Genomic DNA, 23,855 nt, shown 5'->3' on the forward strand with positions numbered 1-23,855 from the left:
TGGCCGGCGTTATGCATCATGAATAAATTACCACTCATCATACTTATCTCGCTTCTTTCGGCATGCGCAACCTATAAAGTTGAGCCGGAGGACAAATTTAGTGAAGCTATAAGTGATAAAGATGCTGTCGCCGTAACAAGAGTAAATAAGTGGCCAGAAGGCAATCATTGTTTTGAACCAATGATGTACGTACTCACGCTAGGCATTATCCCTACCCACTGCATCAATACATACAGTGTTTCATCCGGGTCACAAGAGCTTGGTCAGGTTAAAGTTACCTCAATGCAAGGCTGGGTAGCTCTTTTAATAGCTCCATTTCCAAATTGGCAGTATGGTTACACCAATGAGGTGGAGTCTGAAATCAAAGATATGGTGCAGGTAGCAGAGTAAAATGCATAACCAGGCCAGGCAAGATCGCCCAACCGGAGGCTGGGCTGGACAGCCTACGCTCTGCTTCGGCTGCCCTTGCTGGCAACGTTAGGTGTCAGGGATAGTATGAAGAAAATATCAGGATCAACATTCTATTTTAAGAAGCTTTTTCCAAGTATATGGTTTGGGTTTCTTTCATTCTTTCTAGTCACATCTTTGGCAGCTGGGGCAGCCCAGGAGTCCATAATGTTCTTGGTTGTGCCAGTTATTATGGCTGTCTTTGGCTTTTTCTTCTTCAAAAAGTTACTCTGGGATCTAGCTGATGAAGTCTATGACGAGGGAGACTCATTGCTCTTCCGTAAAGGAGGGCAAGAACAAAGAGTCCTACTCAAAGATATCATTAACATTAGTTACGCCCAGATGAGTTCGCCGGAAAGGGTTGTATTACAAATTCGTTCAGATGGCGCTATCGGCAAGGAGCTTGCGTTTAATCCTCCAATGAGGTTTAACCCATTCTCTAGAAACCCCGTTATCACGGAGTTAATCGAGAGAGTAGATCGTGCTAGAAACACCTAACAAATTGCTGCAATTCGTTCCGGGCCTACGGCCCTCCACCGGACGCGCAAACTGCGCGCGCCGTTGAGCAAAGCGTTAGGCGATTTCACGGATAGAGAGCATCATGACGGAAGTAGAGGTTTTAATTGAAAGAGACGAAGAAAATGAACGACCAATTCCCACAGTTTGGCGTCCAGCTTTCTCTCGTATCGTAGATGCCCTAGCAAAGAAAGATTATTCCCTTTCTTGTAAAGTTTCTGGCGTTTCTTCAGTTTCAAGCGAAACTGCTGCTCAGATGAAGGAATATATAAGTGATTACGGAGAAGAACTGATTTCACTCCCCAATGAAACCTGGGAAACCTCAGTATGTATATGGGCTGGCAATCACTGGGATGTCCTCATCGACTTATGGACAGTTAATGAAGGGCGGAGTGATCTGGTGCTAGGGGCTCAGGTTTCAGAAAGTGAAAATGGTTATAGCATTGATTTAGGTATGGTCTATGTACCCTGAATCTACAATTGCGCCTAACAAGTGACTATGGTTACTCGTCAAGTTTTTAAGCCATACTTTCATCCCAGTAGGTGTTGTTTTTCACCATTGTATTCAGGATCGTAATCTGCTTTCTCATGCAGGCAACCAGAGCAACCTTTTTAGGTTTGCCAGCGTCGACTAATCGCTTATACATGGGCTTTAGTTTGGGATGATGTTGTATGGCCGACATGATGGAAACAAAAAGAACCGTGCGTACGCGATGCCTTCCACCTCGAATATATCGTTTGCCCTGGAAGTTGCCGCTATCACGGTTCATCGGGGCGATACCGACAAGTGCAGCGATTTCTTTACGGTTCAATTGTCCTAGCTCAGGAAGTTCACTCATTAACGTATAGGCCAATACATTTCCGACCCCTTTGGCACTCAACAATAGGTCACGCCTTTGCCGCCACTCGGACACACTGTTAACCAGTTTATCCAGTTGCTTGTCGATACCTTGTAGCTCTTTCTTGATGGTGTTTAGAATGGTCTGTATAGGTTTGTGTACTGATTTCGGCATTCTCTGAAGCCGATTCTTTTGCATTGTACTCATCTCTAAACACTGACTTCTTACCGCCAGTAAGTCACTGATCTCCCTAAGTTTTTCTGGTTTTGGCACCGACAGCCCTGGCTTCATGGCCTCACCAAAATGTGCAATATCCATTGCATCTAGCTTGTCAGTTTTGGCGAGGCGCCCTGCGGATTTAGCGAAGCTCCTTATCTGCGACGGATTGCAAACAACAATAGGTAATCCGGCTTTGTCGGCGGCGCAAACAAACTCTAACTCGAGCCTTCCCGTAGACTCTATTAATACTCTTTGAGGTTTAAGAGGTTGTAGTTGTTTAATGGCATCTTTAATGCCATTTTTATCATTGGCAACACTAAAGAACTGGCCAGTAGGTCTCACATAAATATCGAGTTGTTTACTGCTGGTATCGATACCGACATTGATCTCTTGAGGTTCCATAAGATAAGCTATCTCCGCCTTGCTATTCGGGCTCGAGGCCCACATGACTATCCGAGTTATGCCTAGTGAGTGCTTATCACGTTCATACTTGTTATCGGTCTTTTACGAACCAGCCAAGCAGCGAACTGTGATAAACAAGGCCTTCGGTGGCCGCCGAAGGTGGGTCTCAATTTACCCGTTAACGAAAAGGATTTTCAACATCAGAATCGGGCAAGAACAACCATACAATACAAGCAGGTTGCTGCGGGCCTTTGGCCCTTCGCGGGACGGCCTACGCTACGCTCCAGCCGCCCCTGTTGTAGTCGTTAACTGCCTTCGGAAATTATGAATCTTTATACTGTTACGATAGATTTTGAAGATCGCACTAGGGCAATTAAGCAAGTGGAGTGTTCCAGTGAAATAGACGCGCTTCATAAAGTGTTGCGTGAAGCTGAAGCATTAGAAAATCATGATAAGAAAGCGATAGAGGATACCATTAAGACATATCTGCGAATTACCCATATAGCTATGGGGTACAAAGGCGTCTGAATCTGGCATCACTGTAATTTTGACAGTGAAGAAGTTGAGGATATATACGGCGGGTCTATCGTACAAACTGATAAAAATGGGGCTGTCCGTGAGGGTAGCAGTTAACAAGTGGCGGCAAAATCGCCCTGCGGGCTGGACGCACCTGACGGTGCGCCTTTGCGCCAAGCGTTATGTTTCACCATGAATAGAGCTCTAGTCACAGTAGTAAGTCTCTTGGCATCTTTTTCTTGTTCTGCTCTTAGCATTCATTGCGGGCCGCAGGATGATAGCTTTGAGAAGTATGCATCCGAAGTAGATGTAAAGTACATATGGGATACTGATGTGTGGGCCATTCTTATAAGGGCCCCTTTAAACATTGACGGGCTTCCTTTTGGCTTGGTTAATCTTCATAAAGGCAAGGATGGCAGTGTTTTTAGCGCACACCTCCGCACATATGAAAATGAAGGTAAAATCGAGGCCCATTTCTATGCCAATGAAGCAACTCTAGAGGGCATGTCACTTTGGGTCTCCTACGGAGAGCAATGTCCTCAAGGGTTTAATTTGCCACTAAAACATAACAAGGCGCTCAAGCGGGACAAAGTGCTGCGCACTTCGCCCCTTAGCTGAGCGTTAAGTGTCATTATGGACGATAGAGCATTTACAAAATTAATTGAGTATCTTGAGAAAGTTCCAGCGATACGTGGTGCCATCGGAAAAGGTTCAGAAGCAGATGGCTGCTGGTGGGTGAAATTCGATATTGATATTCACCATCAATTTGCGTGGCACACCGTCCAGGAGCTTGGTCATGTTTTGAACTACATGTCAGTCAATGAGCGTCTGCCAACATCCTTTCACCCGGTGTCTCCACCACCTTATATGAATGGTGGCCCTGACGAGTTTCTATCTTGGGTAATAGAGTGCCATAACCCAGAATTTAAGCCTGGTACATGTGCTGAGTGGCTTGTTGGTCGTTTGCCAAATCCAGTAGAGGACTTAGGGCAATGGGCTACGGAGTAAAATACTTAACAAGGGTAGGCAACATCGCCAGCGCAAAAAGCGCGCTGGCTGGACGTCTTACGCTACGCTTCAGCCGCCGTTGCTACCGGCGTTATGTTTCTTGGGTAGTGAATGGTCAATAGATATCTTGAAATATACCTTGGCTCTCCAGATGGTTTGAAATGCCTGATACAAGGTAATCTCAGTAAGTTACTCCAATTTTACAGGGATAGCTTATGGTATGGCCTGTCTGAAGAAGTGTTGAACTATGTAGACTCTTTAAACTTTGGTTCAGAATTAGAACCTATGGATGTAACGCAAGCTAGATATATCGACAAGTTTATTGAGTATGTATTTGACTTTTATGGTGAACATCATGAGTTCCCAGAAAGTTTGGGAAATGTGTGGTGCACTGAATCAGAGATAGAGCATATTTTTTCCATAACAGGCAGGCGCATATTTGCTGGTTATGGTGCTGATTTTGATACGGGAAATACATCGACAAAAATAGGGTATTTATCAAATTCTGAATTAAGAGATTTAAAAATATCTGGTGCGAGCGATTTTTTACAATTGTTAACGTCAGCGAGAGATTACGCAAAATCAAAAGGGTGCGGTCTTGTATATACCATCGATTAAACATAACAAGCGCAGGTTGTCGGAACGCCTTTCCGCTCCTTCGTCGCTACAAGTCGTCCGCAACTGCGGGCGTTATGAGTCATCGGTTAGATAATGAAATTCAATCTTATTTCAGCACTCATTTTTGGTTTATTTATTGCGGTACTTAGCTTATATGTTGCTTGGCAGCATAATCCGCAATGTGAGTTTCATTGTGAGGGTACAATTTATTGGGGGGCGTGGCTGCAAATAGGTTTGTCTTGGTTTATTGTCGGCTCGCTTTCGGTATACGGTATTATCTGGTTAATTCGAATTTTTTATAGATTGGTACGGAGATCCGGTGGCAACTCATAACAATCACAGGCACGCTGCTACGGCCCTTCGGGCCTACGCGGGACGGCCTACGCTCCGCTCCAGCCGCCCGTGCTGTGGGCGTTAAGAGCCATAATCGAAAGATCGAGTTATGAGTGAGTTTATTAAAATAATGAATGTATTTCATGCTAAGAAATTTGCATGGTTTCCATTTACATTTCTCTGCCCAATGCAAGGGAGTAGATTTGGTGTTGCGCGCTTTATAGGTACTGTCATTCTGAACACCTCGTTCTTTGCTTCACTTTTGGTATTTTTGTTGTATTCCAAATTTGGTAGTAGTGCTATAGATCACGTGGGGTTTACAATTATGTGGATATACGCCCTATTTGGTAGCTACTACTTGTTTGTGTGTTTTTGTTGGAATCAGGAACATGGTGCCAATAACTCTTAACAATCACAGGCACGCTGCTTCGGCCCTTCGGGCCTCCGCGGGACAGCCTACGCTGCGCTTCGGCCGCCCGTGCTGTGGGCGTTATGCAATTGAGGCCTTATGAAAGACGAATACATATCTTTGGCCCACGCTATAGGGGTTACAGCACCTTGGCTGCTGAGGCTTTTTCTTAAGCATTGGGCTTTCAACGCGGTGTTGTTCTTAAGCGCCTTTGTTTTGGCTATGAACTACGGGCTATGGGGTTACAGAGAATCGATGTTTAGAGAAATGGTTTCATCGGGCATGCTCACTGAAGATGATATCTGGCGGGTTTATCTATCGTGGTTTTTAAAAGGTTTTCTTACTGCTTCGGGCATTATCTTTGGTATGTCCATATTTGGTAATTATCGAAAAGAGAAAGATGAAAATTCAAATGCATAACAAAGCTAGGCAAGTTCGCGCTTCGCGCTGGACCTCGTCGCTTAGGCTCCTCGGCCCTTGCTAGCGACGTTATGTGAATAGCATGATCAAATATACCGTTATTTGCCTTGGCCTTTTTTGCTCAATGGTGCATGCCAAGGACATCGAAATTGAAGTAGACGATTGCGGCCCTCTTGCAAGAGGCGAGCTTGGTGTCGTTTTCAGCTTAAAGCCGCATGGCTCTGGTATTTCATATTTTGCGAAAGGCCCAGCCATGGAAGTTTGCACGAACTTAACTAAAGCAAAGAGGGTTATTGGCTACGTAGAACCTTATTGCAAGAACTTCGAGCCTATTCACCCTAAAGAATGTGACCATAGAAAGGTATTTGTAATTAAGGAGTATATTTTTGAGTAAATCACATAACAAGTTGCTCAAGTACACTCCGGTCGCAAAAAGCGCGGCCTCCGCGGGACAGCCTACACTACGTTTCGGCAGCCCCTTAGCAAGGCGTTATGCGTAGGCGCAGACGGATGAAAGGGAAAATTAATGTACGGTAAGGGTTACATTTATGGTCTTGGAATCGCTTTCATCTTGTGGCTTGTTATCTGGCAGATAGATAAGCGCTATTACAAAAGGAAACATGAGTTGCTGAGAAAGCAGCTACAGAAAAAGAAAGCGCGATCGGGCGAATCTGTCGAAGAAGATTCGTCCAGGACTGAGGATTCAGACAAATGAGCATGGCTACACATAACAAGTGGCGGCAATACGCAGCCTTTGGCTGCCGGACTCAGCACTGTGTGCTTCGCCGTTGCGCCAGGCGTTATGTGCTCATGGTGGTTCTGATTAAGCAAATTTAGAGATAGAGTATGAGTAGAAGTATTGATGAAGTAACAGATCACCTTAGAGAAAGAGCGGATTACTATATAAAATGGTATCAGCCTACATATGATTTTTGCGATGAAGTTGTGGTTGCCTTAAATGAGTTTTCTGGGGGTGAATATAATCTTCTAGATATGTTCTCTGAAGAAATCATTACCAAGCACATTCTTGAGCATTGCTTACCTCCCCTTCAGGCCTATGCAGTCGGCGGCAAGGTAACAGGTTTTATATCCTCTAATCCCGGAGGAGTGAAAGAAATTGATCATTCCTCAACGATACCTATTTACAAAAAAGTTGTTGGTGAGTGGTGTAAAAATAATTGGGTCGAGATTAAATATGATGCAGAAAAGAGGGATTTTCCAATTGAAATACAATTGGTCGGGACTATAGAATAATTTGCAGTGCGAGAGTCACGCACATAACCAGGCGATGCACCAGATCTAAGCCACAGGCCTTTTCAACATGCATTCACTTCGTTCATTATTGCATATTGAAAAGCCCCATGGCATAGGCTGGTGATCAGGGCGTTATGCATCAGTAATGAAAAAATTCGTACTTACACTTAGTTTGGTCTTTTCTTCAGCGATCTCAGTTGCCCAAGAGGCAGTTGAGGAGGTAGAGCCAATCTACCCAATGCCTCCATTTTGTAGAGAGCTATCAGGATCAGTAAAGCTAGCCTTCCAAATTGATGAAGCTGGAGAAGCTAAAAACATAAAGGTCGTCAAGGCAGAAACGGAAATATTCAATAGAGCTGCCATCAAGACGCTAAGTAAGTACCGGTTCAAAAAAGGGACCTACGTTGTAGGTGACACGTACAACAAAGTCCTAGATTTTAAGCCCAAACATAAGTGCCAGCGCAATGCATAACAAGCAGCGGCAGAGCGACAGCCAACGCTACACACCTTTTGTGTTACTCGCTGGCGCACAAACATTAACACAAAATGCGCTCCGCGCTGGCTGCGCCTGCGCTGGGCGTTAAATTGTATGTAACCATGAAGATCATTTTTCTTTTTATAATTTTTTTCTTATCAGGTTGTGCAACTGTAACCTGGGATGGAGGCTTACCAGGAAGAGAATACGAGATTACATTTCACGATACTGATGGCTACCCTGTGCAAGGTGTTGTAGCCAGTTGTATCGGAAACAGCATTTGGCCAAGTGAAGAAATGGCTAAAGAAATAAATAATCTCTCTGTCTCATCAGATAAAAATGGTTTAATGCTTTTGAAGCACGATAGCTATGGCGTTCATGGTTCCTACAAACAACTTGGCCGATGGGAATGGGGTCATTCGAAATCAGGGGAAGTAACTTGCGATTTTCTCTACAATGGTAAAATCGTAAATTCTGGTAAGCTTTACAGCTTTAACCAACCAAGCATAGTGAAAATAAACACCAATGAAATTTAACAAAGCTAGCCACCATCGCCCTTTCGGGCTGGACCTCAGCACTGCGTGCTTCGGCCGGTGCTAGCGGCGTTAGTCAGAATAAAGCGTGAAAGAAGTATTAATCTTAATATTGGTTTTTGTGTCGAGTACAGTTATGGCAGAGTCAATACCCGAGGGCGCAGATCTGGACGTCCGATCTGAAATCGGTCACCCACCCTCTATAGAAAGCTTGCACTTTAATTTGCAGGGTGCAGGAGAAGAAGGTGTCTACATCCTTTCTGTTTATGAAGGTCTTGAATATTATCTTGGCTCTGAGTCATTTGATGGACTAGAAGAAAGGTTTTCCGCAATTGATGGCGTATCCGGTGCTGAGCACGCGGATCGAGAAATCTTCGTGGTTTATTCACAATCACTGTCATTAGACGATCTGCGTAGCAAGCTCTGGACAGTGCTCCTGTCGGCAGCTAGCGAGTCATTCCCCGGTGCCTAACAAAGCAAAGCACGTTCGCCAGCATAGCTGGCTGGACCTACATTCCGCAGCTTCGCTGCTACATTTCGGCCCGTGTTTGCGGCGTTAGGTGGCAATAGGTCATGAGGCGAATAAGTTTTTTATTCTTACTAGGTCTGGCCCTAGCATTGCTATTCGCAGCAATAAGTTTTGTCACGGATGGAGCTGGAGGGATTTGGCACAATGTCAGAGATATTTTTATTGGTCCACCGTTATGGTTGCTACAAAGTGGCTTTCCAGCGTTATCGCCAAAACTAGCGATTAGTCCTGGTAGCCCTTACAGTGGTGCATCGTTTTTTCTGGTATTCTTCGTAGTATTCTGGTGGTTGGTGTGCGTGACAGGCCTATATGCACTCCGGCAACAACCACCTAACAAGCGGTTGTAATCGCCGCGAAAGGCGCGGCTGGGACGGCCTACGCTGTGCTCCGGCCGCCCCTAAACCGAGCGCTAAGTTTTATACACAAGTTTTTCCGGTTTTATTATGTAAATCAATAAGTTACAGTTTGACCTGGCATGAATTACAGATTTGATTGGATTATTATGCAGGACTGGGTCATGGACGAAGTAAAAAATCAGGTTATGGGTGATACACGCTTGAATAAGCGCTTGTCCAATATTCTTAGTAGTTTAAGTTCAGATCCAAAGAATAGCATTCCCTGTGCAAACAAAACTTGGGCAGAAACGTTTGCAGCTTATCGCTTTATCGAAAATGATAAAGTCAATTTTGACTCTATTATGAGCGGCCATAAATCGGCAACTCTTGAGAGAATCAAGGCGCAGCCCGTTGTTCTTATCCCTCAAGATACCACCTTTCTAAATTTTGCCACTGACTTAGAAAGTAAAGAGATGGGAACACTTAGGCGGAAAGAGACCAATCAGCAACTCTTGCACACCTCCATCGCTATAACGCCATCAAGAATTAACTTGGGTGTTGTTGAGGGTAGTATGTGGCAGAGAGACAAGGAATCAAGCTCTAATTCCCGTTATACCAAGTCGATAAAGGATAAGGAGAGTCGACGCTGGCTAGACCATTACGAAACGGCTTGTCAGATACAGGAGCGCTGCCCTGAAAGTACAATTGTGAGTATTGCTGATAGAGAGGGTGATATTCATGAGTGGTTTCAACTGGCTGAAGATCAAAGTGAACAGCGGCGGGCGAGCTATATCGTTCGAGCTAAGGCCAATCGCACTTTAGAGCTCGATGGAGAAGAAACGGTTTTGCTTTGGGATCATATGAATGAGCAGAAATCTGTCGGTCTATACACGGTAGATATTCCCAAACGGAATGGAGAGCCTGGAAGAAAAGCCAAGGTCAACGTATCCACTACTGAGATACGGTTGCTAGGAAAAGGAAAATCTAAACGACCACTTTCTCTCTATGCTGTATTGGCTAAAGAATTAACCCCACCAGAGGGTGAAAAAGGCATTGAGTGGATGCTGTTAACTGATCTTCCAGTTGAAGACTTTAAGCAGGCAAGGGTCATCATTGAGTGGTATCGAAGCCGGTGGGAAATTGAAACCTATTTTCGGGTGGTGAAAGGCGGATGCCAGATAGAAAGTAACCGTTTTAGAACAGAGCAGCGCATGTTGAACTGCATTGCGATCTATATGATTATTGGATGGCGGCTACATTCGATAACTACGCATGCACGAAGAGTTCCTGACGCACCGTGTACAAGTGCCTACTCTGAAAAAGAATGGCGTATGATATGGATGATGCGAGATAAAACTACTCCACCAAATGAACCCCCAAGCATGAGGGAGATAACCCGTATGTTGGCAGGTTTAGGAGGTTTTTTGGGGCGTAAAGGGGATGGCGAGCCAGGGGTTAAAACCGTTTGGCAGGGATACACCAAGCTACTTCATTATATAGAGGCAGCAGAAGCTCTAAATGGACTTAAATAATGTGTATAAAACACAGACCGAGCGTTATATGCAGTAAGCACCTATGAAGAAATATGCATCCTTATCTCTACTTGGATTTTTAATCGGTTGCTCTCATCAAGCGCATCTTGTCCCTTTGTCTGCAGGTTCTGATGATTACATTATGTTCTACAACAGATCCGATGTTCAGATTTCAATGAGAAAAGGAGTAACGCCCGAGCAAAGAAATACCGTTTATGAGGGGCGAGTAAAATTAATCCTCAATACCGATCCGGTTACTTCTTCATGTGTGGTTATTGAGGGCAGTGTTAACTTCGGAGAGCCAGGATCGAGTGGTACTGCTAAGGTTAAATGTCCAAACCCACTGCCACTTGAAAAGGATGGCATGTACAACCAAGATGGCTCAGAGAGCTATCGGTATAAACTAAAGGCATATGAAAGCATATAACAATCGCAGCCATGTTCGCCCTACGGGCTGGACCTCTCTACGCGTTGCTTCGGTCGGCCCATGCTGCGGGCGTTAGGAGTCAATATGGCCCAAGTAAGTAGAGAAAAGTATGTGTTACGATCATTTTCATACTTTCTATTATTGGTAGCTATATCAGTACTCTATCCAGTGTACAAACTTGTACTTTCAGGCGAAAAAATATCTTTTGTTTTTATCTTAGTGGAGATATTTTTTGTAGTCTTTACGGTGTTATCATATATCGAATATAAAAAAGACCGCCAGCTACTAACTTCAGGAAAACGGAAAATTAGTACTCAAGAAACTAAAGATAAGTATTGTGGGGGCACTCTCGATAGTTGTGATTCGGGAGATAACGGAGGTGAGTAAACTCCTAACAAGTTGCTCAACCAACGCTGCGCCTTCGGCTCCGCTGGACAGTCAAAACACTGCTTCTTTTGTGCATTTGCTTCGCAAATTGTCGCACAAAAGCTTCAGTATTTTGCCTGCCGGTTAGCAAGGCGCTAAGTTTTATACACAAGTTTTTTAAGTTTTATTATGTAAATCAATAAGTTACAGTTTGGCCTAGTAAGAGTTACAGATTTGGCTGGATAATTATGCAGGACTGGGTCATGGACGAAGTAAAAAATCAGGTTATGGGTGATACACGCTTGAATAAGCGCTTGTCTAATATTCTCAGTAATTTAAGTTCAGACCCAAACAATAGCATTCCTTGTGCAAACAAAACTTGGGCAGAAACGTTTGCAGCTTATCGCTTTATAGAAAATGATAAAGTCAACTTTGACTCTATTATGAGCGGTCATAAATCGGCAACTCTTGAGAGAATCAAAGTGCAGCCTGTTGTTCTTATCCCACAAGATACTACCTTTCTAAATTTTGCCACTGACCTAGAAAGTAAAGAGATGGGAACACTTAGGCGTAAAGAGACCAACCAACAACTCTTGCACACCTCCATCGCGATAACACCATCCAGAGTTAATTTGGGTGTTGTTGAAGGTAGTATGTGGCAGAGAGATAAGGAATCAAGTTCTAATTCCCGCTATACCAAGTCGATAAAGGATAAGGAGAGTCGACGCTGGCTAGACCATTACGAAACGGCTTGTCAGATACAAGAGCACTGCCCTGAAAGCACAATTGTGAGTATTGCTGATAGAGAGGGTGATATTCATGAGTGGTTTCAGCTGGCTGAAGAGCAAAGTGAACAGCGGCGGGCGAGCTATATCGTTCGAGCTAAGGCCAATCGCACTTTAGAGCTCGATGGAGAAGAAACGGTTTTGCTTTGGGATCATATGAATGAGCAGAAATCTGTCGGTCTATACACGGTAGATATTCCCAAACGGAATGGAGAGCCTGGAAGAAAAGCCAAGGTCAACGTATCCACTACTGAGATACGGTTGCTAGGAAAAGGAAAATCTAAACGACCACTTTCTCTCTATGCTGTATTGGCTAAAGAATTAACCCCACCAGAGGGTGAAAAAGGCATTGAGTGGATGCTGTTAACTGATCTTCCAGTTGAAGACTTTAAGCAGGCGAGAGTTATCATTGAGTGGTATCGAAGCCGGTGGGAAATTGAAACCTATTTTCGGGTGGTAAAAGGCGGATGCCAGATAGAAAGTAATCGTTTTAGAACAGAGCAGCGAATGTTGAATTGTATTGCGATCTATATGATTATTGGATGGCGACTACATTCGATAACTACACAAGCAAGAAGTCTTCCTGATGAACCATGTACGAGTGCTTATTCTGAAAAAGAATGGCGCATGGTATGGATGATGCGAGATAAAAGTTCCCCACCGAATATACCTCCAAGCATGAGAGATATAACGCGTATGTTGGCAGGCCTAGGGGGATTTCTAGGACGTAAAGGGGATGGCGAGCCAGGGGTTAAAACTGTTTGGCAAGGATATGCTAAGTTACTCCATTATATTGAAGCAGCGGAGGTGTTAAATGGATTTAAATAATGTGTATAAAACACAGGCAAGGCGTTATTGGTCACTCGCTCCAGATTTGCGGGGGTTCAATAAAGGATAGCAGGTAACTATTAGTTTGCTGTATAAAAAAACAGTATTGGCGGGAAAGCCCATAGTCAACGGTTCGACCTTCATGTAAGCTTCGAAGCTTCGAAGCTTCAGCGACGCTCGCATAACGAAGTTAATGCGGACGGCGCAGCCGCTTCGAAGCAAGGCCGCGAACCTAGTGCTGCTAGTTTCTCTCTCCGAATCGTGGTAGAAAACAAAAGAAAGATATTTGTAGTGAATTTGTACACAGTGCCACGAGCAACAAATAACAACCCGATTATGCGGAAACCTAAAAGTTGTCATTCCCTTTGCTTGCGCAAAGGCACTGCCAACTTTCTTAACGGTTCCGCATATCTATTTTCGTTAGCACTACAAGGAGATGGCGTGCAAAAATTTATACCGTTCTTTCTTTTAACCTTTTCATTATTTTCTTTTTCATTAAAAGCTGAAAATTATCAATACGAAACAAGTAAGGTAAAACATAAAAATTTAGTTGCTAATCTATATTTACCTAAAATTGAACATAAGTTACCCGTAGTAATTGCTTTTGGTGGCTCTGAAGGTGGATTGAGCACAGGTAATGCTAATGGTGAAATGATCGCCCCTCACGGTGTTGCCGTTCTTGCGCTAGCATACTTTAAAGAAAAAGGGCTTCCTAAAACATTAGACCAAATTCCAATGGAATATTTTGTTGATGCAATTGATTATTTAGAATCACATCCGTCAATAGATTCTTCTAGGATCGGTATAGTCGGTGGTTCTCGTGGCTCTGAAGCTGCTTTTTTACTTGCTGCAATGGACTCTAGAATTAAGTCAATAGCTGTTACTACACCAAGCAAAGTTGCATGGTATGGACTAACAATACCAAAATCTGCTTGGACGTTTAAAGATAAAGATATTCCAGCTTTAGGCTTAGGATTAGATTCAAATGCAAAATTAATAGACAGGTTTAACGTTGCTTTAGGAAATTTAAATAATGTGAAGAAGTCATTATTTAAGTTTGAGAATATAAACGGTCCTATATTAATGGTTTCAGCAGAAAATGATCAAGTTTGGCCTTCCTATCAAATGTCCAAAGACATAGAGTTGTATTTACAGAATAAAAATTTTAAATACAAAGTAGTACATAATTCTTATAAAACCGGTCATGGTTTCAGTAAAGAAACAGCTCCAGAAATTAAAAAATCTATAATTAATCACTTTGTGAGCACATTGTAGTGTAGTGCTAACAAGTAAATCCAGGTGACGCCTACGGCGCACCTGATTTAGGCGTTAGCAATAATAAGTAATTTGGAGTTTTTATGAATGTGTCAATGGGGAAAACCAAGTGGCAAAAGTTCGAAAATTATGCCCTTTTAATTATCTTGGTACTGGTAGGCTTGGGTTATGCTGCTTCAAAAATACCATCTTTGTTTTCCCCTGATGAGCGGCAAGTTGCTGTATCCGGTTACATTACGAATGCACAACAGAAGGGTATTTCTTGTAGTTATTCGGGCTTTGTATTTGATCGTAAATCTAAAGTAGAGAGAACATTTCTTACTTGCAATCCCAATAGTGTTATTCCTGGCGAAGTAAACTCCAAGGAAGAATTATTTAGTTCAATTGGTGAGCATGTGATAACTCCAGCTATTGAGTATCTCCCAAAAAATGAAATGGGCTTTGTTATCGCTATTACACAAATTGATCAAAATATGGTCGTTTGTACTAATGTCGAGCGTCAGGAAATCACGCAACAGTGGTTGGACTCTTATGACAATTACTGCATGCCTGGATAAAATTGCTAACAAGGCGTTGCAGTGGACTCCCAAAGCTATGCACCTTTTTTGTGTAATTCGCTGCGCTCACATTATACACAAGGCGGTGCGCCGCTTCGATCGCCTCTGAACGCGGCGTTAGCAATAATAAGTAATTTGGAGTTTTTATGAATGTGTCAATGGGAAAAACCAAGTGGCAAAAGTTCGAAAATTATGCCCTTTTAATTATCTTGGTGCTGGTAGGCTTGGGTTATGCTGCTTCAAAAATACCATCTTTGTTCTCCCCTGATGAGCGGCAAGTTGCTGTATCCGGTTACATTGCGAATGCACAACAGAAGGGTATTTCTTGTAGTTATTCGGGCTTTGTATTTGATCGTAAATCTGAAGTAGAGAGAACATTTCTTACTTGCAACCCCAATAGTGTTATTCCTGGCGAAGTAAACTCCAAAGAAGAATTGTTTAGTTCAATTGGTGAGCATGTGATAACTCCAGCTATTGAGTATCTCCCAAAAAATGAAATGGGCTTTGTTATCGCTATTACACAAATTGATCAAAACATGGTCGTTTGTACTAATGTCGAGCGTCAGAAAATCACGCAACAGTGGTTGGACTCTTATGACAATTACTGCATGCCTGGATAAAATTGCTAACAAGGCGTTGCAGTGGACTCCCAAAGCTATGCACCTTTTTTGTGTAATTCGCTGCGCTCACATTATACACAAGGCGGTGCGCCGCTTTGGTCGCCCCTGAACGCGGCGTTCAGGCTGTAGAAAAACTAATTTATGTCTTTGTTTTCTTAGGTGTGATCAAATATTGACGGCTAATGGTGATTTTACGTGAATTCTGATCTAGCTTTAACTGATGAACAGGCTATTTTTCACGTAGAAGCACAGTACGAAAAGAGGGATGAATTTTCTACACCCTCGTTATATTTAGTTTCAAGTAATGGAGTTTTTAAAAATGAAAAAAATATTGTTCGTATCAGTAGTTGGAATGGTTCTTACCGCATGTGTGAATGTTCAAGCAGTTAAGAGCCTATCCGTGGAGGATGCTCGAAATAGTGATCCTATCAATGGCGCAACAGCAGGATGTTCAAGTTTTGGTGTATCCAAGGACTGTAACATCATTAGTGGCGCTACTAGAGTTGTATCCATTGAAGGTAGCAAGATGCGTATCGCTGGAAGTGAGGATGGAAGAACTGTAATGATCATGCATGATTCTGACGAGTGCGGCATAACAGAAACTGACTGCCAGACTAAGGTAAATAATCGTAACTATGCGGCTATAAAAAAATACTATTCAAGTATTGGTGTTTCAATATCATCAGTTAGGGCAATTGCTGCAGCAGACTTTATTGGAGGTTATTCGCTGACTCTAGATAATGATGGCTACTCAGTCCTTGAGAAATTGTGAGTAAAATATATTAAAGCAATTAACTATGCTGCGGCCGCAAGCGGCCTCCGCTGGATGCGCTAACACGCGCCGGTTATTGCGACGTTATGAGCCTCTCAAAGTATGAGTGTTTTTAGAGTAATTTTTATAGCTTTATTAATGGCGTCTTGTACAAGCCCCGAGAATTACCGAGGGGGTTTTGACTGGATTTTACACGCCAATCCAGAGAGCGAGGCTATCTCTGCAGCTGATAATGGTGATTTACGGCTGATTGGCCTTACGGGCATGCTTCTAAACGAAGTTCCTCTCATTGATAAGAGCTGCGAATACGGCAACAATGTTAGGTATTTAAAGATTGACGACGTAATAGATAGCTTCGCAGAAAGAAAGTATCAAGTAATTGCGCCAGTTTATGCAGAAGCATATAACTATCATCTCATCACCTATCTTAGGAAAAAGGGTATTGATATATGCAGCTCATAACAAGGTACTCAAACACCGTTTCGGCCGAAAAACAGCCTCCACTAGACGCGCGAAAGGCGCGCGCCGTTATGCGTTGAAGTAGTCTTAGAATGAAAGTTCTCCTGCAATTTATACTTTTAATCCTAATTTCTTCTTGTGCAACTCAAGAAAACATGGAGCACACAAGAGATGTAGCCTGCAGCGAGAAACGAAAAGAGCAGGAGAGCACCTGGCATCAAATACATAGAGTAAGGTGCTACCTCCATTTTGGTAGAGTAGCTGAAGCTAAACAGCAATTAGAGGCAGCAAAGCTCTCTATAGCTAATAGTCCAGAGGAAGAGCAAGACTCTTACCTAACTGTTCTTAATGTCTATCAGGAATCTATATATTCAGGAAAATATAAAAAGTTTCAAGGAGATAACAAGTTAATTGACGGAGATTTCTGGTTAATCCAAAAAAGTAAAGAATACTATCCCAGAGATGCGCTAGAAAAGAAGATTGAGGGATATGTATTAGTTGAATTTACGATTGGAATAAATGGCGAAGTTAAAGATGCCATAGTTATCGAATCTAAACCAGCTGGTATTTTTGATAGAACTGCTTTGTTTTCCGTTTCTAATGACAAGTATTTACCACGAGTAATTGATGGCAAAGCCTATGAGGTAACTGGCGTTAGAAGTAGAGTAAACTTTGGAATTCCGGAAGAGTCGGTGAATTAAGTTCACATAACAAAGCAATGCAGTCGACGTTTTACTTTGTGTACTTCTTGCACGGTCGCTGTGCTCCCATTTTTGAGCAAAAAACACACAAAATAAGCCGCATCTGATTGCGGCGTTAAATGTAAGACTTACCCACGTTTAGTAGACACCCTGTATAGTTAGGTTTAGGCCTAACACGGAGGTGTATCATGGGTAAGAAAAGAACTCAGGCGTATACGGAGGAGTTCCGTAGAGAAGCAGTTAAGAGAGCGGAAAAGCCTGGAGCAACAACGGCTTCTGTGGCGCGAGAGCTAGGCGTCAGCGTGTAGCAAAATTGTATCTGGCAAGTTTATTTTAAGAGGCTATTTGATGTGTAATTCAATGGCATGGATCATATTGAATATTCGAAGTGATAAATAGCTGAGGTTTACTAATAAAAAGGACGTATTTAACGTTCGCTAAGAGGTAACGTTACCTTGATAAAGTCCTCTATCCTATATGATTCACGAAGAGAGTACAACGGTATACCTGATACACTCGGTATATCAGTTATTATACTACTTAGAGTTTAAAGATTTTCAATGGATAAAATTTTCACTTTGGTATGCCTGGAAGGGCCTTTGTGGATTTATTGACTTTTTATTATCACAATGAATGATAAGCTCTGATGGTCAGCATAAAAGATAAGATATATGCTACCGTCGGTAGCATCTTTAGTTAGATTAAGTATGGAAATATTGAGTCATGGAAGTAGACATAGTTACATTTATTTCTTCATTGGGGGTTTCTTCTTTTACTGCTGTCTGGCTAACAAAATTACTTGTTTCTCATCGGCTTAAAAAAGATTTGCAAGTCCATAGGGTTAAGCTTGAAAAATCACTTGATGCATTTAAAGGTGAGCAAGATGGTCAGGTTAGGAAAGATGTTGAACTATATTTAAAACAGCATGACGCAGATATTAAGTATAATTTTGAGGCCAGGGCTCGTCTTTATCACGCTATTGGGCCATTAAAATTTCAGCTTTTGTTGGCTGCTCGAGACTTTAAAGTCAGGGTATCAGAGATGCCAAGAAATCCATATAGTATTAATTTGGGTGGGCACTATGGTAAAAGTACCATATATCGTTTGGCTAGACTTCTCTGTCTTGCAGAGCTTATAGAAAGCAAGGTCGCGTATGCTGATTTCGCTGTAGATGATTCATCGATTAAGTTACTAGAATTTAAGAAAGCTTTGTTTGTTATGCTGTCTGGCTCAAAAGTTATTTGCCATCACCCTAAGGCTAATTGGAAAACACAAAAAGAACATATATTTTTTGATGTACTGTCGAATATTGGTAATGCTCTAGTTGTTCACGAAGGTCAGTCAATAATGCGATGTATGTCTTTTTCAGAATTTTCTGACGAGCTTGTGAATGTTGATTTTGTGAATAAACTTTCGCCCCTTGTTGATGTCATGTCTGGGTTTTGTCTCAAGGATACACCAATTCTTTGGGTTAGATTATCTTGTATTGCCGTACTGTGTAACAAATTAATCGATGAAATTGGCCGGCCAGTTGGGTTTAAATATACTTCTATTGATTTGGTTTCTCTTTTAAAAAACAGTGATGATAAATATATTCATTGTAAAGCTGATAAGTATGTAAGATTATGTCGTGAAACAATGAGTGAGGGACTTTAGTTGGGTTCATGATAGTAGGCTCATGTATGATGTTTTCTAAATATGATATGAGTGTTATTTAACATTAGGTTCTGCCTATGCTGCCAGATAAAATCTACTTAATTGATAAATCCAAGGAGCTTGTGGAAGCTTGGAGTCCAGTATTTGAAGATATTGAAATTGTAGGCGTTTTCGAGGGTGATTTTTTTCCAAGCCAGTTGACGCAATGGTTAGCCCTGCTAATAGCTTCGGAATTATGGATGGTGGGTTGGATTTGCTAATTAGGGATAGGCTCGGTTTTCAAGTAGAGGATCGGGTGCAAGCACGGATCAAATCCGACTTTCATGGTGAATTCCCGATAGGATCAGCTGTATTAGTACCTACCTCTCATGAAAATTGGCCATATTTAATATCAGCTCCAACTATGCGAGTGCCGGAAGATGTTTCCAATACGCTAAATGCATATTACGTTTTTCGAGCAATCTTAAACTCTGTGCAGCCATTTAACAGATCAAACTCCCCGGAGAGAATTAACTCGATTCTATGTGGGAACAGGTATAGGTAACTTATCGGCTAGGCGTTGTACAGGCCATATGCGAGCAGCCTATAACTCCTTATCCAAGCCTTCAAGAATACCCAGTTATACAGAAATACATACAACACATAGAGGGCTGCAATTAGCTTACTAGTGCATAGCAAGTATCTTTATAGAAAGTGAGTGAAAAATAGTCAGGAAAGCCTTAAGCTGCATTGAGTTGAGAAGTACATCTTCTTTTAGCAGATTAAGGCGTTAAGCATAAGTACCAGTACTAAGGGGATACTCTATGGCGTTTGATTACGGCTCGATTGATTTGGGCCTGAAGAACCCTTTTAAGAAAGAAGGCCGGGTTACCGCAATTAGGGGGGGAGTTCAGTTTCTTGTTGCCCTAATCTTGCTGTTTATCGCTGCTGGCCAAGTGAAGTCGGACCCCGTAAGTGGTTGGGTGCTTGTCGTAGTGGGGGCAATTCTACTGGTCGGCGGTATCAGGGCTCTATCAGGCGGCATTTTGGCCTTATTGCGCTTCTTTGTTGGTCGAAATCATCCCGTATCATTAGCTTTTAACCATTCTAAATCTGAAACGAGTACGGCATCAGAAGAGAAAAATGAAGTGGCTTATACCGCTTCCGGCTTAGAAGAGATGTTAGTTGGCCGGAAGAATCCAACCTTTCTAGAGCCTAAGGGCTTCTTGGCTCGGGTATTACACAGTATCTTCCCTAAATTGCTTTATATGCCATACCCCATTCGAAATATGGCTCAGGCACAGTTTGGCGCATGGGTAAGTACATTAACTGTCTTGCTCTCATATGTCATTGTCGCTTTTATTTGTCTCAGTGGTTTTGCTGGTGATATGGGAGAAAAGCTATTCCCGATGTACTCTGCCATCGCTTTACTTTATACATTGATTGTATGGCACTCTGCGAGTAAAGGTATTTCACGGGAAGCCCAGAAAAGTGTAGCGAGCCTTACGGGGGGAAGTATTGCAAAAACGATATTATTCTCGATTGTGGTGCCCCTGTTACTGGGATTGGGGTTAAGTTTAGGCGTTGAGGCTTTTAAGGGGGAAGGTACTACTTCCCTAGATGAAATAATCAGTGTGTCCGGTGTATTGACTGAGGCTTTACCGAGCTTTAGCCCGTTCTTGTATATTCTTGGGGTTATATTTGTAGGCGCTGCTTGTAGTTTTGCTGTTGTCTATATGCTGCGCTTTAGAAGCGAAATAGCAAACCCAGTCACTGAGGTTTCTGAATTAAGGGATAACTGGCAGGAATCGGTTCACCCGAAGGAAATCTTTATAAACTTGGATAACCTTGTGATGGCAAATCGTCGTTATAAGGAAGTGCCCAATCGTATTTACAGAGAGCTTGATCCAAAACTTGAAGAGCAAGTGGATGGTAAAGGTTCATTCAATGGGGAAATGATCCAGGAAGTACAACCTACGGTTCGTCCTGTTGATTTGGGTGAAAAATTCAGGCTGATTCGCGATATTAGTCTTTTCGCAGGTAATGCGCTTTATATCGTTGTTACTGCGCTAGCTATTTGGCTGGCATACTCTTTGATTGATGTTATTCACTTTTTTCAGCCGGAATCTATTACAGCCATTAAGCAGGAGTTTGGCGCCTTAGAGGGGGAAGCTGGCCGCTTAGCTCTGCTAGAACAGTATATTTCAGCAGGTGGCGCTCTCTGTATGACGCTAATTCACCTGCTTTTGATAGGATTTATTCTTAATACATTTGCTCGATTGTTGGTCAATGCGTCACATATCTTCTTTGCTGAGATGCAGTTTGAATCACTATTGGTGTATTTTAAATGCGAAGGGACATTCACTGAATCTAAGATCTCAACGGGCACTGGAATACATGACAGTACTCGCTCTGAAAATGTACTAGTCAGAAGTTCGATTACGCCTTGGGTGATAGTAACCAGGGTTGTCTCAAGTACATTTGCGGCTTCTGGCATGAGAAACTTGGAGTATCCAAGGCATATACTTGAAATGCATAAGTCTGAACGCGACTTATCTGAAATCAGGGATGACGTAATTAGTTTCTTGAAAGATAGAGAGTCTATTGCCTCCATTACAAGCAGTAGAGACTTGGAAAACACTTCGAATATTCATGCTATTAATCAGCAAAGTCGTGCTCTGCCAATGACAGAACAGGGACAATTAGCTCAAGATGAAAATGCGGCTGGTTATTTGAGGCAAGAAGATAAGGACACGGTTGAGTAGGATTTACTGTCTTTTCTTTGGTTCTACTGTCACTTACTTTGAGTCAAAGTGATAAAAAAAGCTGGCAAGGTTCGGAGTCTCTGGACCAGAAAGAGAATTCCTGGTACCCCTTGCCAGCTGAGGGTACTAGGCTAGCAAACTACGTATTTTTAGTAATACTGAGCCCCTAAGATTGACCGTATTTGCTGGTAGAATTACAGAAAAGTACTGTTTTATCTTTATTGTTAGGTACACAAGACGACTTTTGTTGGTATTTAACAAGCTAGGTTATTATTCTGGAAGCAGCTCTAACACTGTGTGAGACTCTTCTTTTGTGACTTTCAGGTTATAAGATTTGCTCAGACAGAGGACGGTATCTTCTATATGATTCAGGTCATAAACTCCACTAACAAGTAGTCTACTAGTGTTCTGGTCTCTCGTCACAAGTGGTGTATTTGTAAAGCGATTTAGCGATATTAGAAGTTCTGTTAATCTGATGTTATCAGCCTTTGTAAATCCACTTCCCCAATCCTTATAGCTGGAAACCTCAAAATCTTTGATTGCACCGGTGTTGTGCTCAGTTACTTTGAGCATCTCCCCTTTCTTTATTTCGGCGCGATTTTTATTTTGTTTTACTGGGCTGACAGTGATTTTCCCTTCGAGAACAGTGACTTCTGTTACTCCATATCGCTGGTCAATATTGAAAGTGGCCTTATGTGTACGGATCAATGCTTGTCGTGATTCTACTATAAATGGCCAGGTTACCTCTTTACAAATGCTTATTTGGGCCTCCCCATTTAATAGACGTATGCGTCTGCGTGTCTCTGAATAATTGACGAGTACTTTAGTTGTGGCGCTCAACTTTATATGGCTGCCATCGGGGAGGGTTTGTTTAGATATCTCCTTGGGGGCTGTTTGGTAACGGCATTTAAATGGCTCCCGTGTCTTTAAATCTTCCATACTTTTCCCCTCGGCTTGGCTCGATGGCAGAATTGGTCCTTATAGGTGTGACCTTGGTCCGCTTTATATATTCTATTGTTAGCGCCTGACTTTTTATTATTCCACCTGAGTGGGGAATTAATAGGGAATGCTTGTCCCCGATATTGGCTCTTATTTTGCGATGCTTTCTTTTCTTTTTTAAGGGGTATTTGTTGTGGTTTTATTAAATGGTCATGACTAGAGAGCTATTTCGCTGTGGTTTTGCCGCACTACGATAAATTTTATCTGTTTGGAGGTAGGTTATCTTGGCCTGAACGGGTGGATTGTTGCTGTTTTGTGAAATATACAAGGCCTTATTAGGATGGCCTGGGTTACTTTGTGATAGGCGATTCAGAGAGTTTCCACTGGTTTTCGGTGTTAAAGAGCTTTAAACGCCATCAGGGACTAAAGTTGGAGACGTAGGAGTTTGGTACATATGTGATATTTGGCATAAAGATTGCTCCTTTTATCTTGTGGGTAGAAGTTCATATTGTGGGAATCGTAAAGGAATTGTTCATCAAGGGAGCTGAAAATGTCGTCACTCTATTTTTCATCGCATGCCATGCCACTTAGAGTCCCAAGTTACTGCTGCTTTGAACTTGGGTCCTGTTCGGACATAGAGTATGAAAGTTATAAGATAGCCCTGTTTAAAAAGGGGATTGCGCTTATCCATCTCAAATTTTCTGATGATTCTGCTGAAGTGATGGAGGATATTGTCAATACCATTGGGTTGGTACATGAGCATGATTCTATGGGGCGAACGGTTTGGGATGTGAGAATTGGTGGTGAGACAGGCGATGAGGCCTTGGCCATATCTCATAGTGATAGAGAATTCTTCTTGCACAATGACGGTGCTTTTGAATCGGAGATGCCTGGCTACTTTGGTCTCTTCGTTGTGCACGCTGATATGCATGGCGGCGGAGAAAATATTCTTGTCTGTGCCGACAGGATAATCGAGAGCCTCTCCGATAAAACTTTCCAGGTGCTTTCAAGTAGTAAGTTTAAACTGCGTGTTCCTGAAGAGTTTCGCAAGTCGTCTGAGTTTATAGAGGCATCCTTAATTGATGAGAGCCATGGTTTCAGATACAGGTATGATATTATCGAGCGTGAGTATTGCTCTTCAGATGAGCTTGATGCTTTACGTGAGCTGGAGCTAAAAATATCGTTGCCACATAATATGTTTAAGGTTAGGTTGAATAATAATCAGATATTGTTATTGGATAATCGACGATACCTTCACGCAAGAACAGGAATTAAGGATAGGAAAAGGCACCTTAAACGAATACGTTTTAATATGCCTGCTATATCGAGGGTTGCTTAACG

The 23,855-nt window shown here is 42.4% G+C and carries 30 protein-coding genes; 28 read left to right on the forward strand and 2 right to left on the reverse strand.

The features are described 5' to 3' along the window. The first annotated feature begins 18 nt into the window (after nucleotides 1-18). The 3 genes from ACJJIL_RS04890 to ACJJIL_RS04900 all read left to right on the forward strand — a co-directional run bounded on the left by ACJJIL_RS04890 (nucleotide 19) and on the right by ACJJIL_RS04900 (nucleotide 1,435). A complete protein-coding gene (locus tag ACJJIL_RS04890; protein ID WP_282931105.1) occupies nucleotides 19-390 on the forward strand; it encodes a hypothetical protein in 372 nt (123 codons plus the stop codon). A 105-nt stretch (nucleotides 391-495) separates the two neighbouring features. Further along, entirely contained in the window at nucleotides 496-945 is a 450-nt protein-coding gene (locus ACJJIL_RS04895) for a hypothetical protein (protein WP_444907563.1), read from the forward strand. A 103-nt stretch (nucleotides 946-1,048) separates the two neighbouring features. Further along, nucleotides 1,049-1,435: a DUF7668 domain-containing protein gene (locus ACJJIL_RS04900; protein ID WP_445361303.1), complete on the forward strand. Its 387-nt coding sequence runs from the start codon at nucleotides 1,049-1,051 to the stop codon at nucleotides 1,433-1,435. A 46-nt stretch (nucleotides 1,436-1,481) separates the two neighbouring features. Here the strand turns inward: ACJJIL_RS04900 and ACJJIL_RS04905 are convergent, their stop codons facing one another. Then, a complete protein-coding gene (locus ACJJIL_RS04905) occupies nucleotides 1,482-2,423 on the reverse strand; it encodes an IS110 family RNA-guided transposase (RefSeq protein ID WP_445354646.1) in 942 nt (313 codons plus the stop codon). A gap of 636 nt (nucleotides 2,424-3,059) precedes the next feature. Between ACJJIL_RS04905 and ACJJIL_RS04910 the strand changes: the two genes are divergently transcribed. The 24 genes from ACJJIL_RS04910 (at nucleotide 3,060) to ACJJIL_RS05025 (ending at nucleotide 21,575) form a co-directional block, all read left to right on the forward strand. Next, a complete protein-coding gene (locus ACJJIL_RS04910) occupies nucleotides 3,060-3,557 on the forward strand; it encodes a hypothetical protein (RefSeq protein WP_445361304.1) in 498 nt (165 codons plus the stop codon). Between the two features lie 15 nt (nucleotides 3,558-3,572). Beyond that, the gene (locus tag ACJJIL_RS04915) at nucleotides 3,573-3,947 is read left to right on the forward strand and encodes a hypothetical protein (protein WP_445360972.1); all 375 of its coding nucleotides are present in this window, start codon (nucleotides 3,573-3,575) and stop codon (nucleotides 3,945-3,947) included. A 111-nt stretch (nucleotides 3,948-4,058) separates the two neighbouring features. Further along, nucleotides 4,059-4,565: a hypothetical protein gene (locus tag ACJJIL_RS04920; protein ID WP_444958395.1), complete on the forward strand. Its 507-nt coding sequence runs from the start codon at nucleotides 4,059-4,061 to the stop codon at nucleotides 4,563-4,565. 841 nt (nucleotides 4,566-5,406) lie between these two features. Continuing rightward, nucleotides 5,407-5,727 (forward strand): hypothetical protein, encoded by a 321-nt coding sequence (locus ACJJIL_RS04925; protein WP_445361305.1) that lies wholly within the window; start codon nucleotides 5,407-5,409, stop codon nucleotides 5,725-5,727. Between the two features lie 82 nt (nucleotides 5,728-5,809). Next, a complete protein-coding gene (locus ACJJIL_RS04930) occupies nucleotides 5,810-6,121 on the forward strand; it encodes a hypothetical protein (protein ID WP_445361306.1) in 312 nt (103 codons plus the stop codon). 452 nt (nucleotides 6,122-6,573) lie between these two features. Then, nucleotides 6,574-6,981 carry a hypothetical protein gene (locus ACJJIL_RS04935; protein ID WP_413664920.1) on the forward strand — a complete coding sequence of 136 codons (408 nt, stop codon included), beginning with the start codon at nucleotides 6,574-6,576 and terminating at the stop codon, nucleotides 6,979-6,981. A gap of 145 nt (nucleotides 6,982-7,126) precedes the next feature. Beyond that, nucleotides 7,127-7,453 (forward strand): TonB family protein, encoded by a 327-nt coding sequence (locus tag ACJJIL_RS04940; RefSeq protein ID WP_444908041.1) that lies wholly within the window; start codon nucleotides 7,127-7,129, stop codon nucleotides 7,451-7,453. A 74-nt stretch (nucleotides 7,454-7,527) separates the two neighbouring features. Beyond that, nucleotides 7,528-7,992, forward strand: a complete 465-nt coding sequence (locus ACJJIL_RS04945) for a hypothetical protein (protein WP_445361307.1) — start codon at nucleotides 7,528-7,530, stop codon at nucleotides 7,990-7,992. 85 nt (nucleotides 7,993-8,077) lie between these two features. After that, nucleotides 8,078-8,461: a hypothetical protein gene (locus ACJJIL_RS04950; RefSeq protein WP_445361308.1), complete on the forward strand. Its 384-nt coding sequence runs from the start codon at nucleotides 8,078-8,080 to the stop codon at nucleotides 8,459-8,461. 559 nt (nucleotides 8,462-9,020) lie between these two features. Beyond that, complete coding sequence (locus tag ACJJIL_RS04955; RefSeq protein WP_507021884.1) at nucleotides 9,021-10,385, forward strand: IS4 family transposase; 1,365 nt, start codon at nucleotides 9,021-9,023, stop codon at nucleotides 10,383-10,385. 43 nt (nucleotides 10,386-10,428) lie between these two features. Continuing rightward, on the forward strand, nucleotides 10,429-10,812 hold the full coding sequence (locus tag ACJJIL_RS04960) for a hypothetical protein (RefSeq protein ID WP_445361310.1): 384 nt from the start codon (nucleotides 10,429-10,431) through the stop codon (nucleotides 10,810-10,812). 84 nt (nucleotides 10,813-10,896) lie between these two features. Then, complete coding sequence (locus ACJJIL_RS04965) at nucleotides 10,897-11,199, forward strand: hypothetical protein (RefSeq protein ID WP_445361311.1); 303 nt, start codon at nucleotides 10,897-10,899, stop codon at nucleotides 11,197-11,199. A gap of 227 nt (nucleotides 11,200-11,426) precedes the next feature. After that, on the forward strand, nucleotides 11,427-12,791 hold the full coding sequence (locus ACJJIL_RS04970) for an IS4 family transposase (RefSeq protein WP_445363674.1): 1,365 nt from the start codon (nucleotides 11,427-11,429) through the stop codon (nucleotides 12,789-12,791). Nucleotides 12,792-13,232: 441 nt separating this feature from the next. Continuing rightward, on the forward strand, nucleotides 13,233-14,066 hold the full coding sequence (locus ACJJIL_RS04975; protein WP_282933238.1) for an alpha/beta hydrolase family protein: 834 nt from the start codon (nucleotides 13,233-13,235) through the stop codon (nucleotides 14,064-14,066). Between the two features lie 83 nt (nucleotides 14,067-14,149). Continuing rightward, nucleotides 14,150-14,623, forward strand: coding sequence for a hypothetical protein (locus tag ACJJIL_RS04980; RefSeq protein WP_444911326.1), 474 nt, complete (start codon nucleotides 14,150-14,152; stop codon nucleotides 14,621-14,623). Nucleotides 14,624-14,769: 146 nt separating this feature from the next. Further along, nucleotides 14,770-15,243: a hypothetical protein gene (locus ACJJIL_RS04985; RefSeq protein WP_445355888.1), complete on the forward strand. Its 474-nt coding sequence runs from the start codon at nucleotides 14,770-14,772 to the stop codon at nucleotides 15,241-15,243. 319 nt (nucleotides 15,244-15,562) lie between these two features. Continuing rightward, nucleotides 15,563-16,015, forward strand: a complete 453-nt coding sequence (locus tag ACJJIL_RS04990; RefSeq protein WP_445355889.1) for a hypothetical protein — start codon at nucleotides 15,563-15,565, stop codon at nucleotides 16,013-16,015. Nucleotides 16,016-16,117: 102 nt separating this feature from the next. Next, nucleotides 16,118-16,477 (forward strand): hypothetical protein, encoded by a 360-nt coding sequence (locus ACJJIL_RS04995; RefSeq protein ID WP_445355890.1) that lies wholly within the window; start codon nucleotides 16,118-16,120, stop codon nucleotides 16,475-16,477. An 89-nt stretch (nucleotides 16,478-16,566) separates the two neighbouring features. Continuing rightward, the gene (locus ACJJIL_RS05000) at nucleotides 16,567-17,175 is read left to right on the forward strand and encodes an energy transducer TonB (protein WP_445361313.1); all 609 of its coding nucleotides are present in this window, start codon (nucleotides 16,567-16,569) and stop codon (nucleotides 17,173-17,175) included. 188 nt (nucleotides 17,176-17,363) lie between these two features. Continuing rightward, the gene (locus ACJJIL_RS05005; RefSeq protein ID WP_445355891.1) at nucleotides 17,364-17,483 is read left to right on the forward strand and encodes a transposase; all 120 of its coding nucleotides are present in this window, start codon (nucleotides 17,364-17,366) and stop codon (nucleotides 17,481-17,483) included. A gap of 415 nt (nucleotides 17,484-17,898) precedes the next feature. After that, the gene (locus tag ACJJIL_RS05010; protein ID WP_445355892.1) at nucleotides 17,899-18,831 is read left to right on the forward strand and encodes a hypothetical protein; all 933 of its coding nucleotides are present in this window, start codon (nucleotides 17,899-17,901) and stop codon (nucleotides 18,829-18,831) included. Nucleotides 18,832-18,908: 77 nt separating this feature from the next. Next, nucleotides 18,909-19,091 (forward strand): hypothetical protein, encoded by a 183-nt coding sequence (locus tag ACJJIL_RS05015; protein WP_445355893.1) that lies wholly within the window; start codon nucleotides 18,909-18,911, stop codon nucleotides 19,089-19,091. Continuing rightward, the gene (locus ACJJIL_RS05020; RefSeq protein ID WP_445355894.1) at nucleotides 19,067-19,375 is read left to right on the forward strand and encodes a macro domain-containing protein; all 309 of its coding nucleotides are present in this window, start codon (nucleotides 19,067-19,069) and stop codon (nucleotides 19,373-19,375) included. Before ACJJIL_RS05015 ends, ACJJIL_RS05020 begins: the two co-directional genes overlap by 25 nt. A gap of 259 nt (nucleotides 19,376-19,634) precedes the next feature. Continuing rightward, nucleotides 19,635-21,575 carry a hypothetical protein gene (locus tag ACJJIL_RS05025; protein ID WP_444936417.1) on the forward strand — a complete coding sequence of 647 codons (1,941 nt, stop codon included), beginning with the start codon at nucleotides 19,635-19,637 and terminating at the stop codon, nucleotides 21,573-21,575. Nucleotides 21,576-21,845: 270 nt separating this feature from the next. Here ACJJIL_RS05025 and ACJJIL_RS05030 read toward each other — a convergent pair whose 3' ends face one another. Further along, nucleotides 21,846-22,514 (reverse strand): FecR family protein, encoded by a 669-nt coding sequence (locus tag ACJJIL_RS05030; RefSeq protein WP_282933762.1) that lies wholly within the window; start codon nucleotides 22,512-22,514, stop codon nucleotides 21,846-21,848. Between the two features lie 550 nt (nucleotides 22,515-23,064). On the opposite strand from ACJJIL_RS05030, the gene ACJJIL_RS05035 reads away from it, so the two are divergent. After that, entirely contained in the window at nucleotides 23,065-23,853 is a 789-nt protein-coding gene (locus ACJJIL_RS05035) for a TauD/TfdA family dioxygenase (RefSeq protein ID WP_282933761.1), read from the forward strand. Nucleotides 23,854-23,855: the final 2 nt, after the last annotated feature.

It is taken from the genome of Microbulbifer maximicatervae (SeqCode) (genome assembly GCF_052468095.1).

Bases quoted from the DNA above. Each gene is read 5' to 3' on its own strand.
- ACJJIL_RS04980 (WP_444911326.1), top strand. From the start codon at position 14,150: ATGAATGTGTCAATGGGGAAAACCAAGTGGCAAAAGTTCGAAAATTAT.
- ACJJIL_RS04900 (WP_445361303.1), top strand. From the start codon at position 1,049: ATGACGGAAGTAGAGGTTTTAATTGAAAGAGACGAAGAAAATGAACGA.
- ACJJIL_RS04970 (WP_445363674.1), top strand. From the start codon at position 11,427: ATGCAGGACTGGGTCATGGACGAAGTAAAAAATCAGGTTATGGGTGAT.
- ACJJIL_RS05005 (WP_445355891.1), top strand. From the start codon at position 17,364: ATGGGTAAGAAAAGAACTCAGGCGTATACGGAGGAGTTCCGTAGAGAA.
- ACJJIL_RS04940 (WP_444908041.1), top strand. From the start codon at position 7,127: ATGAAAAAATTCGTACTTACACTTAGTTTGGTCTTTTCTTCAGCGATC.
- ACJJIL_RS05000 (WP_445361313.1), top strand. From the start codon at position 16,567: ATGAAAGTTCTCCTGCAATTTATACTTTTAATCCTAATTTCTTCTTGT.
- ACJJIL_RS04945 (WP_445361307.1), top strand. From the start codon at position 7,528: ATGCGCTCCGCGCTGGCTGCGCCTGCGCTGGGCGTTAAATTGTATGTA.
- ACJJIL_RS04960 (WP_445361310.1), top strand. From the start codon at position 10,429: ATGAAGAAATATGCATCCTTATCTCTACTTGGATTTTTAATCGGTTGC.
- ACJJIL_RS05010 (WP_445355892.1), top strand. From the start codon at position 17,899: ATGGAAGTAGACATAGTTACATTTATTTCTTCATTGGGGGTTTCTTCT.
- ACJJIL_RS04905 (WP_445354646.1), bottom strand. From the start codon at position 2,423: ATGGAACCTCAAGAGATCAATGTCGGTATCGATACCAGCAGTAAACAA.
- ACJJIL_RS05020 (WP_445355894.1), top strand. From the start codon at position 19,067: ATGGATGGTGGGTTGGATTTGCTAATTAGGGATAGGCTCGGTTTTCAA.
- ACJJIL_RS04890 (WP_282931105.1), top strand. From the start codon at position 19: ATGAATAAATTACCACTCATCATACTTATCTCGCTTCTTTCGGCATGC.
- ACJJIL_RS05035 (WP_282933761.1), top strand. From the start codon at position 23,065: ATGTCGTCACTCTATTTTTCATCGCATGCCATGCCACTTAGAGTCCCA.
- ACJJIL_RS04990 (WP_445355889.1), top strand. From the start codon at position 15,563: ATGAAAAAAATATTGTTCGTATCAGTAGTTGGAATGGTTCTTACCGCA.
- ACJJIL_RS05030 (WP_282933762.1), bottom strand. From the start codon at position 22,514: ATGGAAGATTTAAAGACACGGGAGCCATTTAAATGCCGTTACCAAACA.
- ACJJIL_RS04920 (WP_444958395.1), top strand. From the start codon at position 4,059: ATGGTCAATAGATATCTTGAAATATACCTTGGCTCTCCAGATGGTTTG.
- ACJJIL_RS04935 (WP_413664920.1), top strand. From the start codon at position 6,574: ATGAGTAGAAGTATTGATGAAGTAACAGATCACCTTAGAGAAAGAGCG.
- ACJJIL_RS04930 (WP_445361306.1), top strand. From the start codon at position 5,810: ATGATCAAATATACCGTTATTTGCCTTGGCCTTTTTTGCTCAATGGTG.
- ACJJIL_RS04895 (WP_444907563.1), top strand. From the start codon at position 496: ATGAAGAAAATATCAGGATCAACATTCTATTTTAAGAAGCTTTTTCCA.
- ACJJIL_RS05025 (WP_444936417.1), top strand. From the start codon at position 19,635: ATGGCGTTTGATTACGGCTCGATTGATTTGGGCCTGAAGAACCCTTTT.
- ACJJIL_RS04965 (WP_445361311.1), top strand. From the start codon at position 10,897: ATGGCCCAAGTAAGTAGAGAAAAGTATGTGTTACGATCATTTTCATAC.
- ACJJIL_RS04985 (WP_445355888.1), top strand. From the start codon at position 14,770: ATGAATGTGTCAATGGGAAAAACCAAGTGGCAAAAGTTCGAAAATTAT.
- ACJJIL_RS04995 (WP_445355890.1), top strand. From the start codon at position 16,118: ATGAGTGTTTTTAGAGTAATTTTTATAGCTTTATTAATGGCGTCTTGT.
- ACJJIL_RS05015 (WP_445355893.1), top strand. From the start codon at position 18,909: ATGCTGCCAGATAAAATCTACTTAATTGATAAATCCAAGGAGCTTGTG.
- ACJJIL_RS04925 (WP_445361305.1), top strand. From the start codon at position 5,407: ATGAAAGACGAATACATATCTTTGGCCCACGCTATAGGGGTTACAGCA.
- ACJJIL_RS04915 (WP_445360972.1), top strand. From the start codon at position 3,573: ATGGACGATAGAGCATTTACAAAATTAATTGAGTATCTTGAGAAAGTT.
- ACJJIL_RS04955 (WP_507021884.1), top strand. From the start codon at position 9,021: ATGCAGGACTGGGTCATGGACGAAGTAAAAAATCAGGTTATGGGTGAT.